This is a genomic window from Helicobacter pylori (assembly GCF_014497725.1).
In the GTDB taxonomy this organism is placed as follows: Bacteria; Campylobacterota; Campylobacteria; order Campylobacterales; family Helicobacteraceae; genus Helicobacter; species Helicobacter pylori_DE.
In genome coordinates, this window is the sequence record NZ_JACTGF010000001.1 from 180718 (window position 1) to 193634 (window position 12917).

Sequence of the window (12917 nt, forward strand, 5' to 3'; positions counted from 1 at the left end):
TCAAATCCCACCAACCCCATCTTTTAGTGATTAGTGATTAGTGATTACAGCATCATTTTTTAAATTTAGGCATAAAACGCCCTCAATTCAAGGGTTTTTGAGTGAGCTTTCTGCTCAAAGAATCCAAGATAGCGTTTAAAAATTTAGGGGTGTTAGGCTCAGCGTAGAGTTTGCCAAGTTCTATGCATTCATTGATGATGATGGGGTTTTGCGTGGGCGTGAAACCAATTTCATACGCTCCTAAGCGTAAAATCGCCTTTTCCATACTCCCTAATCGTTTGAAATCCCAGTCTTTTAAATGCGGTTCAATGAGGGCGTCAATTTCATTGATTTTTTCCAACACGCCATTAAAAAGGCTTAAAGCAAAAGCAAGCTGGTTGTTTTTAATCTTTTTTTCTTCTAACATGCTGGAAGCGATTTTTTTAATTTCTTCATTACCGCTTTCAAACGCATACAACAATTCAACCACCGCCCCCCTGGCTTGAGTTCGTGTCGCCATTTTAACCCTTGAGAGTTTGGCACAAGCTCAATAATTCAATGAGGGTGCTCATCGCTTCAAAGCCCTTATTACCGGCTTTACTGCCCGCTCTTTCAATCGCTTGTTCAATATTGTCCGTGGTCAGCACGCCAAAGCTTACAGGCATGCTGTATTTTAGCATTGCGTTGGCAATGCCCTTAGTCGCTTCCGCGCTCACATAGTCAAAATGCGGAGTCCCCCCTCTAATAATCGCTCCTAAAACGCACACGCCATCGTATTTTTCGCTCCCTAACAACCTCTCTAAAATGAAAGGCAATTCATAAGCCCCAGGCACCAGCACGATGTCTAAAAGATCCTCATCGCCCCCATGCCTTTTAAAGCAGTCAATCGCCCCTTCTTGCAATCTGTCTGTGATGATATGATTGAAGCGCGATGTTAAAATAGCGACTTTTTCATTCCCTTGTAATTGCAATTTCCCTTCTATGATTTGCATGAAATTCCTTTAAAATAAATTTTGGATTTTTAACATGTCGGTTACTAAATATTCTAACTCATCAGGTTTTAGCATGTTTGCTCCGTCGCTTAGGGCGTTTTTAGGATCAATGTGCGTTTCAGCGAATAACCCATCAATCCCCACCGCAGCCGCCGCTCTCGCTAAAATAGGGGCAAAAGAGCTGTCTCCTGAACTTTTCCCGTTCGCTCCCCCTGGCATTTGCACGCTATGGGTAGCGTCAAAAATCACAGGGGCAAACTCTCGCATGATTTTTAAAGAGCGCATATCCACCACTAAATTCCCATACCCAAAGCTGCTCCCCCTTTCACACAGCCACACGCCATTTTTTAACGCTGTTTCATAAGTGGGGCTTTGAATGCTTTTATCCCTTGTTTTAAGGGCTTTTAAGACAGAATATTGCATGTCTTTTGGGTTCATGAATTGCCCTTTTTTGATGTTGATAATGGCGTTAGTTTGGCTCACTGCTACAATCAGATCCGTTTGGCGGCACAAAAACGCCGGGATTTGTAAAATATCCGCTACTTTGGCTGCCACGCTTGCCTGATAGCTCTCATGCACATCGGTTAAAATTTTATAGCCAAATTCCTCTTTGATGGTTTGTAACATTTCTAAGCCTTTTTCCAAACCAGGCCCTCTATAACTCTCCAAACTCGTGCGGTTCGCCTTATCAAAACTCGCTTTAAAATAAAAATCCAATCGCTCGTTGCTGGCTAGGGGTTGCAATTTAATAGCGATACTTCTTAAATTTTCTAAGCTCTCAATGACACATGGCCCAGCGATTAAAACGGATTTGGGGGTTTTTGTTTTAGAAGTTTTCATGACTTTTCCTTTGTTTAATGGTTTCTTCAATCGGCTCAAAAAAATGGCTTTCAAAATTATAATTATAAATCCTGCCTGTTTCTATGATATAGTGCCAACCAAAAATTTTTAATTCGTTATCCATCACTCTTTCTTGAATGAAATCATAGCTTAAGAGGTTGTTGAGTTGCAAGCGCACATTCAAACGCTCCGTAAGCCATGAACGCTTGGCGAAGTGGTTGCTGAATTGCGGGTGGTTTTTTAACTCTTCTTTAACAGGCTCTAAGAATTGTATCCAGTCTGCAATGTAAGGGGTTTTAGCTTTGGTGGTTTCATCATGGATTAAATGAATGCTCCCGCAAGCCCCACAATCGCTATGCCCGCAAATGATTAAGTTTTGAATCCCTACATGCACAATAGCGTATTCAATGCTCGCAATAGTAGAAAGGGACTCTTTATGGCTTGTTTTAGGGGGGATCACATTGCCCATGTTGCGGATCACATACAATTCGCCTGGTTTGGTGCCAGTGATTAAATTAGGCACGACTCGTGAATCCACGCAAGAAATAAACAAAGTGTGGGGCTTTTGTTTGGTTTTTAAGCTCTCATAAAGCTCTTTAAGCTCTTCGTATTCATTCTCTTGAAATTCTAACGCTCCTAAAAACGCTTTCACTCTTTAACCCTTAAAATCTTATTTTAATTAAACTTGGTTTTAATTTTAAAACGCTAATCATAGCTAAAAATCTTGCATTTCTTTTTGTTATAATGGCGTTATTTTACACTTTAAAGGGCTTTCATGCAATTATGTGTCGCATTGGATTTAGAAAAAAAAGAGGACAATCTTTCTTTATTGCAAGAATTAAAGGGCTTAGATTTATGGGCTAAGGTGGGGCTTAGATCTTTTATAAGAGATGGGGCTAGTTTTTTAGATGAAATCAGAAAGATTGATGGGAATTTTAAGATTTTTTTGGATTTGAAGCTCTATGATATTCCTTATACTATGGCAAATGCCGCGCTAGAATGCGCGAAATTAGAAATTGACATGCTCACCGTGCATTTGAGCAGCGGCAAAATCGCGCTAACCATTTTAATGCAACGCTTAAACGCTCTTAAAAAACGCCCCTTAATCATGGGCGTGAGCGCTTTAACCAGCTTTAGCGAAGAGGAATTTTTGAGCGTGTATAACGCCCCCTTAAAAACGCAAGCGATCGCATTAAGTGCTATGGGTAAAGAGAGCGGGATTGATGGGGTGGTGTGTTCGGTGTTTGAAAGTTTAGCGATCAAAGAGGCTTTGGGTCAAGGCTTTTTGACTTTAACCCCTGGCATAAGGCTGGATAAAAACGATAAAGAAGATCAAAAAAGGGTGGCGAACGCTAAAGAAGCCAAACAAAATTTAAGCGATTTTATCGTGGTGGGCCGCCCCATTTATCAGGCTAAAGAGCCTAGAGAAGTGGTTTTAGAGCTTTTAAAGGATTGTTAAATGCGCGTGTTAGAAACGGTTGCTGCTTTAAGAGAGTATCGTAAAAGTTTGGAAGAAAGCGTGGGGTTTGTGCCGACTATGGGGGCTTTACACAAAGGGCATCAAAGCTTGATAGAAAGGAGTTTGAAAGAAAATTCCCACACGATTGTAAGCGTTTTTGTCAACCCCACGCAATTTGGGGCTAACGAAGATTTTAGTGCTTACCCGCGCCCTTTAGAAAAAGATTTGGCTTTGTGTGAAACATTAGGCGTTAATGCGGTGTTTTTGCCTAAAATTGGCGAAATGTATCCCTATGAAATAGAGCAACGCCTAAAACTCTATGCTCCTACATTTTTATCCCACTCTTTAGAGGGAGCCATGCGTGAGGGGCATTTTGATGGGGTGGTTCAGGTCGTGTTAAGATTGTTCCATCTTACTAATCCCACTAGAGCGTATTTTGGCAAAAAGGATGCCCAACAGCTTTTAATCATCCAGCATTTAGTCCAAGATTTGCTTTTAGACATTGAAATAGCGCCATGCGAGATCGTGCGCGATAGCGATAATTTAGCTTTAAGCTCTAGGAATGTGTATTTGAATGCCACAGAAAGAAAACAAGCCCTAGCCATTCCAAAAGCTTTAGAAAATATCCAGCAAGCCATAGACAAGGGCGAAAAAGCGTGCGAAAAACTGAAAAAACTAGGGCTTGAAATTTTAAAGAATTTAGAAGTGGATTATTTGGAATGTTGTAACCACAAGCTAGAGCCTTTAAAAACCATAGAGCCGGCTAACACGCTAGTTTTAGTGGCGGCTCGTGTGGGTAAAACCAGGCTTTTAGATAATTTGTGGGTGTAGTTTGGAATTTTTGTGGCGACCCTTGAAAGATTTGAACTTCCGTTTCCACCGTGAAAGGGTGGTATCCTTGGCCACTAGATGAAAGGGTCATTTTTAACGATTAACTATTATATGAAAAAGCGTAGGAAATGATTTAAAAAGTTCTTGGTGGCGGAGCGGACGGGACTCGAACCCGCGACCCCCTGCGTGACAGGCAGATATTCTAACCAGCTGAACTACCGCTCCCTATCCAAACCCCATAGCCTAAAAAGCATGCTTTAGTCATGGTGGTCGCTATAAGACTCGAACTTATGACATCTACCTTGTAAGGGTAGCGCTCTACCAACTGAGCTAAGCGACCAAAATATTGAGATAAATCCAACTAAACCCGTAAAAAGAGTGGTGACTCCTAGGGGATTTGAACCCCTGTAACCACCGTGAAAGGGTGGTATCCTAACCACTAGATGAAGGAGCCACTACGCTCAAATGGTGACCCGTGTTGGATTTGAACCAACGGCCCATTCCTTAAAAGGGAATTGCTCTACCAGCTGAGCTAACGGGTCTCACAAAAAGATAATGATACAATTTTTTTTAACGCTTGTCAAGAATAACTGAAAAATATTGCGGTTTTTATAGAAACGACACGCTCTCAAAACGGCATGGGTAACAACTATTACGCTTAAAATTTGGTTGCGTTTAATGCTACAAGGATCACAATAGACGCCATGCGTTTTAATGTTGGTTAGCGTTAGTTTTGGGGGTTTAAAAAGGCTTTGTTTTTCCCAAGCGCTAATAAATCTTATTAGGATTTAATGCTTTTTTTGTTTAAAAAATTTCATTTTTAAAAAATGGGTTTTTGTTTTATCGTTTTAGATCTCATTTTGTTGTAAAAATCATTTCATTGAGTTTGTTTAAAGTGTTTAAAAACGCATTTCCTTAAGGAAGTAGGGGGTATTTTGAAACCATTCTCCCCCTTTTAGCTCCACTAAACCCCCCCTAAAGAAGCGCTTTTTTAAGAGGTTACCGCTTGAATTAACGCCAAGTTTCCCACTAACTAATATAAAAACGCTAAAAAGGATTTTTCATCAAACCCCCTCCAAAAAAAGAGAGCTTAAAACAAAGAATTTAAAAACAAAGAATCCAAAAACAAAAACCCCCCCAAAAAAGAAAGACTTTAAAAAAGAAAGACTTTAAAAAAGAAGCTCTCCTAAAACAAAGGGTTCAAAAAAAAGGGTTCTCCCCTAAAAAGGGAGTTCAAAAAAAGAAAGTTTAAAAACAAAGGGTTTAAAAAATCAAAAAACAAACCCCCCAAAAAAAAGGGTTCAAAAAAAGAAAGGCTTCAAAAGAAACCCCCTTAAAAAGGGAGTTTCACAAAGAGCGTTTAATACGCAAACACGTAATTCAAATACACGCTATACAATCTTCGGTATTGGAGTTGAGCGCCTAGCAAAGAATAGTAATTCGTGTTAATGGTGGGGATCTTCACGCCTAGTTCCACGCCATGCTGAGCCGCATGATCGCTCGCTTTCTTTTTGTTTTTAGCCAGGTTCATTCTCAAGCCCAAATTGAATAAGAATTGGAAATTCGCCACGTTCATTTTAGCGCTATAGAAATTATTGAAGGTCGCTAAATTCACGTACTGGGAATTAAGCCACGAAGTGCCCGCTAAGGCGATACCCCCAAACACCCCAAAAGAAATCTTGCTGTTTTTAGTGGCTTTATCATTGATAAAGTTATAAAGGACATCTGTCCCTACCCCATAAGTGAACACATCAGAGGCGGAGTTGAAAAAGCTGGATTTGATATAAGCATGGTTGTAATCAAAAAAGCCGTAATACCTTAATCCCCATCTTCTCTTTTCGCCAAAGAATTGCTTGTAGCCCACTTGCACGCCGATCCCATTCATCGCGCCGTTGTTGGTTTGAGAGCTGATTAATCCAACGCGTCTGAAAGGGTTATGCCCTAATTCTTGCGTGGCGTTTAATAATTGCGAATAAGCGCTCTGGTTGACTTGATAAACAGCCTGTAAGCCCCCGGGGTTATTAGGGTTAGTGGATTGGCTTATCAAATTTTTAAGGAATGGGGAATTAGGCGTGTTTGAAGCGGTCGTGGTGATGCTGTTATAAGTGCTGTTTAAATTACTGAGACTGCCCCTAAAATCAAGTATCGTGCGCGCCAGCAACTCAGATTGCTTGATTTGCTCGGCTTGAGTGCCAAAATGCGCAAGGCTGTTATTTAGGGCGGTTATCGTCTCTTCCACATACGCGCAGCCCGCCCCCCAAGTGTTGTTAGTAACCCCTTGACTAGGTGTTGTGCCATCACTTCTGCAAGCTGCCAAGTAATTTGATACAAATTGGCTTGGGATAGTGTTAAGGTCTTTTTTCATTTGAGCGGCCAGTTCAAGCATCTTGGCTTGCGCTTGCGCGTGATTGAGCATGTTTTTAGCGAAAGCCCTATCAGCAGAGGTGTAAGGGTTGAAATCTTGCGGCGCGTTTTGATTGTTTTGCTGGTTGTTAAGGCTTTGAGCTTGCGTTACGATTTCTTGCGCGTTTTTGATCATGCTAGTAACGGCGCTAAACTCCGTGGCAAAAACCTGACACACATTCCCTGCCGTATCTAAACCCCACGGCGCGCCTCCATTTTGTCCTGGATTGTGATTGACCCATGGGCAGTTTGTAGTGAGAACGCTTATCATTTTACTGGCTTCTTGCAAAAGGTTTTGAGCGTCGTTAGTAGTAGTAGTAGTAGTAGTAGTTTCCTTACCATTTTGCCCGTTAGTTTGCGTTGTTACTTTGACTTCTATCTTTTGATTCGTGTCGTTCAAAGTGGGTACCCCTTGTTTTAAAGCTTGTTGGATAGTTTGATAAGCTTGATTAAGATTTTTAAAATTCTCAATGGATAAAGGGCCGCTAACCCCGTTGTCATAACCGGTTAAATTGCAATTAATGGAGCTTGAATTATGTCCTGGTTGGTCCTCAAAAGTTACGCTTTGTTGCCTACTGTTACCAGGACCGCATTGGACATTATAGGCGATGACATTCCACAGCCCCACCGCCGCATTGAGCGCCAAATACACCGCTTGATACGCCGGGGAATTGGTTTTTTCGCCAGTCAACCCTTGCGTGTTTGCTTTTAAATTATCGATCGCAGCATTGATTTCTGAAGGGCTGCTCGCGTTCGTTACCGCCTGATTGAGGTTGTTGAAATTGGTTAAAAGGTTGCTCAAATTCTCATAAGTGTCTGAGAGCTTTTTCAATTCGCCGGTGTTTTTCACCATTTGAGCGGCTTCACCGATTTGATAGCCCGCGCTGATAAAAAAGCCGTTGTCTTCAGCGTTTAAAAGCGATGAAGCGAGAGAGAGAGAGAGTAAAAGGGTTTTTTTCATGAATATCCTTTGAAATTAAATTGAGTGATTGAGATTTTATACATTAAGAAAATATTAATGTATTTAGGGCATTGTAGCATAAAATCGTTTTTTTTTTTTTTGTCATTTGGAGAAAATTTCAGAATTTTTGCATTTTTTGCGCGTTTGTTTGGGTGGTATTGGAAAGAGTTTTTAGATTTTGTTTTAATGGAATGCTAATGATAAAAGCTTGATTTTAACAGAGATTTTTTGTTGCGCGTTTTTAAAAGCGAGCGGTTTTGTCAAAGCACCCCCCAAAAGGGGGGATTTTAGAAGAGGGATTTTAAAAGCAGATGATGCTAAAAAGCAAGAGGGCTTACATCATGCCGCCCATGCCTCCCATACCGCCCATGCCACCCATATCAGGCATTGCTGGGGCCGCTTTTTCTTCTTTGATTTCATGCACGGTGGCTTCTGTGGTTAAAAGCAGGCTTGAAACCGAAACCGCATTTTGTAAAGCGATCCTTTCTACTTTTAAGGGGTCAATAATGCCTTCTTTAAACATATCCACATACTTGCCATTGCTAGCGTTAAAACCAAAATGCCCTTCATGTTTTTCTACTTCATTCACGACCACACCGCCATCATAACCGGCATTGATAGCGATTTGAGCTAATGGGGCTTTAATGGCGCGCATGATGATTTCATAGCCCACTTTTTCATCATCGTGTAAATTCAAATGCACTTTTTGAGCCGCGCGAATGAGAGCCGCACCGCCGCCAATCACAATGCCTTCTTCAACCGCCGCTTTAGTCGCGCTTAACGCGTCATCCACCCGGTCTTTTTTCTCTTTCATTTCCACTTCACTCGCAGCGCCCACTTTAATCACAGCCACACCGCCAGAGAGTTTGGCCAACCTTTCTTGCAATTTTTCTTTGTCATAATCGCTTGTCGTGCTTGCAATTTGGGTTTTGATTTGCGCGACTCTGTCTTTAACGTCATCGCTATGGCCTTTGCCATCTACGATCGTGGTGTTGTCTTTGTCAATCACAATCCTTCCGGCTTTGCCTAAAAACTCCACTTCAGCGTTTTCTAGACTCAAGCCCAATTCTTCGCTAATGACTTGACCGCCGGTTAAAATGGCGATGTCTTTGAGCATTTCTTTTCTCCTATCCCCAAAGCCTGGAGCTTTAACCGCTGCGATATTCAACACGCCTCTTAATTTATTCACCACTAGAGTCGTTAAAGCTTCGCCCTCAATGTCTTCAGCGATGATTAAAAGCGGTTTGCCCTCTTTCATGGTTTTTTCCAATAATGGGAGGATGTCTTTCATGCTAGAGATTTTTTTGTCCGTTAAAAGGATGTAAGCGTTATCCAATTGGGCGGTCATTTTCTCAGCGTTCGTTACAAAATAAGGGGAGAGATAGCCTCTATCAAATTGCATGCCCTCTACGACATCTAGTTCATCTTCAATGCCCTTAGCTTCTTCAACGGTGATCACGCCATCTTTACCCACTTTTTCCATAGCGTCAGCGATGAGTTTCCCAATATTGTGATCGGAGTTGGCAGAAATGGTCGCCACTTGGGTGATTTCTTCTTTACCGCCCACTTTTTTGCTCGCTTTTTTAAGCTCATTAATGATCGCTTCAGCGGCTTTATCCATGCCTCTTTTCACTTCAATAGGGTTAGCCCCAGCCGTGATGTTCCTCAAACCTTCTTTAAAAATGCTATAAGCCAGCACGGTTGCGGTGGTCGTGCCATCGCCGGCAGCATCAGCGGTTTTGCTCGCTACTTCTTTAACGAGTTGAGCGCCCATGTTAGCCACCGGGCAACTTAATTCAATCTCTTTAGCCACGCTCACGCCGTCTTTGGTGATGCTTGGAGCGCCATAGCTTTTTTGAATCAACACGTTCCTGCCTCTTGGCCCCATGGTTACTTTGACAGCATCATGGAGTTGCCTCACGCCTTCAAATAAAAGGTTTCTTGCGCTATCTGAAAATTTAATTTCTTTTGCCATTTTGTATCCTTAATAATAATGTTTTTTAGTGTTTTTTGTGATCATGACAGCAAGCTTCATGCTCTTTAGCATGCTTATGGTCATGATTACCTGTATGACAGCAAGAGCCTGAGCTCACAATACCTAGAATATCTTCTAATTCTAGCACCATGTATTCAGTGCCGTCTAAAACGATTTCTGCACCTTTGTATTTGCCAAAAGCGATCACATCGCCTTCTTTAACGCATTTGCAACCCTCACTGATTTTATGGCTAACCGCTTTAACCACACCCATTAAAGGCTTTTCTTTAGCGTTATCAGGGATGATGATGCCTGAACTGGTTTTGTTCTCTTCTTCAAGTCTTTCTACTAAGACCCTTTCTCCTAATGGTTGAAACTTCATTTCAGTTCTCCTAAGTTTTGATAAATAAAATAGAAATTTAGCGCTTATTGTTATTAAGCGACACAACTATAGCGCATTTTTAAAGATAAGTCAAGCCATAAAAACAAATCTAAGATTATAATTATAAGGATTATTAAGTCTATTTATATCAAGTTTCATTAGTTTAAAAATATAAGGATTAGAAAAAGGGGCGTTATCAACAAACCTTTTTGAAGATTTTATTTATTGAGTATAATCCCTTTTGAGAAAGTCAAACCAAAAAAGCCCAGAAAGCATGAAAAATGATTCTTAAAAGTTCCATTGATCGCCTTTTACAAACGATAGATATTGTAGAAGTCATTAGCTCTTATGTGGATTTGAGGAAATCAGGTTCTAGCTACATGGCTTGTTGCCCTTTTCATGAAGAAAGGAGCGCGAGTTTTAGCGTCAATCAAGTTAAAGGGTTTTACCATTGCTTTGGGTGTGGGGCGAGCGGGGATAGCATTAAATTTGTGATGGAGTTTGAAAAACTTTCGTTTGTGGAAGCACTTGAGAAATTAGCCCACCGATTCAATATAACTTTAGAGTATGACAAAGGCGTTTATTACGATCATAAAGAAGATTACCACCTTTTAGAAATGGTGAGTTCGTTGTATCAAGAAGAGCTTTTTAACGCCCCGTTTTTTTTGAATTACTTGCAAAAAAGAGGGCTTAGCCTAGAGAGTATCAAAGCGTTTAAATTAGGCTTATGCACGAATAAAATTGATTACGGCATTGAAAATAAAGGTTTGAATAAGGACAAGCTCATTGAATTAGGCGTGCTAGGCAAGAGCGATAAAGAGGATAAAACCTATTTGCGCTTTTTGGATCGCATCATGTTCCCTATTTATAGCCCTAGCGCTCAAGTGGTGGGTTTTGGAGGGCGCACCTTAAAAGAAAAAGCGGCCAAGTATATCAATTCGCCCCAAAGTAAGCTTTTTGATAAATCCAGTTTGCTCTATGGCTACCATTTGGCTAAAGAACACATCTATAAACAAAAGCAAGTCATTGTAACCGAGGGGTATTTGGATGTGATTTTATTGCATCAGGCGGGTTTTAAAAACGCCACAGCCACGCTTGGGACAGCTTTAACGCCATCGCATTTGCCCTTGCTTAAAAAAGGCGATCCAGAAATCCTTTTGAGCTATGATGGGGATAAGGCAGGGCGGAATGCGGCTTATAAAGCGAGCTTGATGTTGGCTAAAGAGCAAAGGAGGGGGGGGGTGGTTTTATTTGAAAACAACCTCGATCCTGCGGATATGATCGCTAATGGCCAGATTGAAACCTTAAAAAATTGGCTATCGCGCCCCATAGCTTTCATTGAATTTGTTTTAAGGCGCATGGCGGGTTCTTATGTTTTAGACGATCCTTTAGAAAAAGACAAGGCCCTTAAAGAAATGTTAGGGTTTTTGAAAAACTTTTCCCTGCTTTTACAAAGCGAATACAAGCCCTTAATCGCTACGCTTTTACAAGCGCCTTTGCATGTTTTAGGGGTTAGAGAGCCAGCCTCCTTTCAGCCTTTTTACCCCAAAACAGAAAAACCCAATCGCCCTCAAAAGTTCGCCCATGTTCCTAACACGATGAGTTTGGAATTTTTAGAAAAATTAGTGATCCGCTATCTTTTAGAAGACAGAAGCTTGTTGGATTTGGCGGTGGGTTATATCCATAGTGGGGTATTCTTGCATAAAAAACAAGAATTTGACGCTTTGTGTCAAGAAAAATTAGACGACCCTAAATTAGTTGCGTTATTATTAGATGCGAATTTACCCCTAAAAAAGGGGGGTTTTGAAAAGGAATTGCGTTTGTTGATTTTGCGCTATTTTGAGCGGCAACTCAAAGAAATCCCTAAAAGTTCGCTTTCTTTTAGCGAAAAAATGATCTGTTTAAAAAAGGCCCGCCAAGCCATTATGAAATTAAAACAAGGAGAATTAGTCGCCATATGAAACAAATAAAAGCTTTAGCCCTATTTAGTGGGGGGTTGGATAGTTTGTTGTCCATGAAATTACTCATCGATCAAGGCATTGAGGTAACCGCTTTGCACTTTAATATAGGGTTTGGGGGGAATAAAGATAAAAGAGAGTATTTTGAAAACGCCACCGCACAAATTGGAGCTAAGCTCCTAGTGTGCGATATTAGAGAGCAGTTTTTTAACGACGTGTTGTTCAAGCCCAAATACGGCTATGGGAAATATTTCAACCCTTGCATTGACTGTCATGCCAACATGTTTAGGAACGCTTTTTATAAAATGCTTGAATTGGACGCGGATTTTGTTTTGAGCGGGGAAGTGCTAGGGCAACGCCCTAAATCCCAAAGGAAAGAAGCGCTCAATCAGGTGAGGAAATTAGTCAGAGAGGTGGGCGAAGAGGCGCGTTTTGATCCTATTTTAGACCGAACGCAAGCAAGCGGTGAAAAACCGCAATTTTTAGACGAATTGCTCTTAAGGCCCATGAGCGCTAAACTCTTAGAGCCTACTTTTATGGAAAAAAAGGGTTTTGTTGATAGAGACAAGCTTTTAGATGTGAGTGGTAGGGGGCGCACTAGGCAATTGCAAATGATCAAAGATTACGGCTTGAAATATTATGAAAAGCCAGGTGGAGGGTGCTTGCTTACAGACATTCAAGTGAGTAATAAGATTAAGAATTTGAAAGAATACAGAGAAATGGTGTTTGAAGATGGCGTGATTGTCAAAAACGGGCGTTATTTTATCTTACCTAATAACGCTCGTTTGGTGGTGGCAAGGAATGAAGAAGAAAACCATAAATTAGACATTGAGCACCCCTTAATGGATAAGATTGAATTATTAAGCTGTAAAGGCCCTTTGAGTTTGGTGGATAAAAACGCCAGCAAAGAAGATAAAGAATTGGCCGGCCGTATCGCTTTAGGCTATGCTAAGACTTTAAAAAATCAAGCTTACCTCATTCAAATAGGGAATGAAAAACGCGAGCTTTACCCTTTGGATAAAGAGAGCGCTAGGGAGTATTTGTTCGCTTGAAAGGGAGTTTTTTGAGGGTTTTAGGGGTTTTCTTTTATGCTATAATGGAAAAAGCTCTAACCAGCGTTAGGCTGTTTTTTAGGAG

11 protein-coding genes and 5 tRNA genes are annotated in these 12917 nt (G+C 41.0%); 4 read left to right on the top strand and 12 right to left on the bottom strand.

All coding sequences use genetic code 11. The annotated features are described in order from the left end of the window. Positions 1–82 precede the first annotated feature (82 nt). Genes nusB through H7N69_RS00875 form a run of 4 tightly spaced genes read right to left on the bottom strand, consistent with a single transcriptional unit; the run spans position 83 to position 2463 of the window. A complete protein-coding gene (nusB, locus tag H7N69_RS00860; RefSeq protein ID WP_050841483.1) occupies positions 83–499 on the bottom strand; it encodes a transcription antitermination factor NusB in 417 nt (138 codons plus the stop codon). A gap of 1 nt (position 500) precedes the next feature. Beyond that, positions 501–971 carry a 6,7-dimethyl-8-ribityllumazine synthase gene (gene ribH, locus H7N69_RS00865; protein ID WP_001165609.1) on the bottom strand — a complete coding sequence of 157 codons (471 nt, stop codon included), beginning with the start codon at positions 969–971 and terminating at the stop codon, positions 501–503. 9 nt (positions 972–980) lie between these two features. Continuing rightward, on the bottom strand, positions 981–1811 hold the full coding sequence (gene kdsA, locus H7N69_RS00870) for a 3-deoxy-8-phosphooctulonate synthase (protein WP_187884428.1): 831 nt from the start codon (positions 1809–1811) through the stop codon (positions 981–983). After that, entirely contained in the window at positions 1798–2463 is a 666-nt protein-coding gene (locus H7N69_RS00875; RefSeq protein ID WP_187884430.1) for a carbonic anhydrase, read from the bottom strand. Before H7N69_RS00875 ends, kdsA begins: the two co-directional genes overlap by 14 nt. 123 nt (positions 2464–2586) lie before the next feature. Between H7N69_RS00875 and pyrF the strand changes: the two genes are divergently transcribed. Next, positions 2587–3270: an orotidine-5'-phosphate decarboxylase gene (gene pyrF, locus H7N69_RS00880; protein WP_187884432.1), complete on the top strand. Its 684-nt coding sequence runs from the start codon at positions 2587–2589 to the stop codon at positions 3268–3270. Continuing rightward, positions 3271–4101, top strand: a complete 831-nt coding sequence (panC, locus tag H7N69_RS00885) for a pantoate--beta-alanine ligase (RefSeq protein WP_187884434.1) — start codon at positions 3271–3273, stop codon at positions 4099–4101. Between the two features lie 13 nt (positions 4102–4114). Here the strand turns inward: panC and H7N69_RS00890 are convergent. From H7N69_RS00890 to groES, 8 genes are all read right to left on the bottom strand, one after another. After that, positions 4115–4190, bottom strand: a tRNA-Glu gene (locus H7N69_RS00890). Positions 4191–4249: 59 nt separating this feature from the next. Then, a tRNA-Asp gene (locus H7N69_RS00895) sits at positions 4250–4326 on the bottom strand. A gap of 39 nt (positions 4327–4365) precedes the next feature. Continuing rightward, positions 4366–4441, bottom strand: a tRNA-Val gene (locus H7N69_RS00900). A 39-nt stretch (positions 4442–4480) separates the two neighbouring features. Next, positions 4481–4555, bottom strand: a tRNA-Glu gene (locus H7N69_RS00905). A gap of 12 nt (positions 4556–4567) precedes the next feature. After that, positions 4568–4643: transfer RNA gene (locus H7N69_RS00910), tRNA-Lys, on the bottom strand. A gap of 818 nt (positions 4644–5461) precedes the next feature. Continuing rightward, positions 5462–7465 (bottom strand): Hop family adhesin HopZ, encoded by a 2004-nt coding sequence (gene hopZ / locus H7N69_RS00915; RefSeq protein ID WP_187884436.1) that lies wholly within the window; start codon positions 7463–7465, stop codon positions 5462–5464. A gap of 334 nt (positions 7466–7799) precedes the next feature. Further along, on the bottom strand, positions 7800–9440 hold the full coding sequence (gene groL, locus H7N69_RS00920; RefSeq protein ID WP_001040278.1) for a chaperonin GroEL: 1641 nt from the start codon (positions 9438–9440) through the stop codon (positions 7800–7802). Between the two features lie 25 nt (positions 9441–9465). Then, positions 9466–9822 carry a co-chaperone GroES gene (gene groES / locus H7N69_RS00925; RefSeq protein ID WP_000671940.1) on the bottom strand — a complete coding sequence of 119 codons (357 nt, stop codon included), beginning with the start codon at positions 9820–9822 and terminating at the stop codon, positions 9466–9468. A gap of 281 nt (positions 9823–10103) precedes the next feature. Here groES and dnaG point away from each other — a divergent pair, with 281 nt between their 5' ends. Then, positions 10104–11783, top strand: coding sequence for a DNA primase (dnaG, locus tag H7N69_RS00930; protein ID WP_187884438.1), 1680 nt, complete (start codon positions 10104–10106; stop codon positions 11781–11783). Continuing rightward, complete coding sequence (locus H7N69_RS00935; protein ID WP_187884440.1) at positions 11780–12832, top strand: MnmA/TRMU family protein; 1053 nt, start codon at positions 11780–11782, stop codon at positions 12830–12832. The genes dnaG and H7N69_RS00935 overlap by 4 nt, the downstream gene beginning before the upstream one ends. Positions 12833–12917 lie beyond the last annotated feature (85 nt).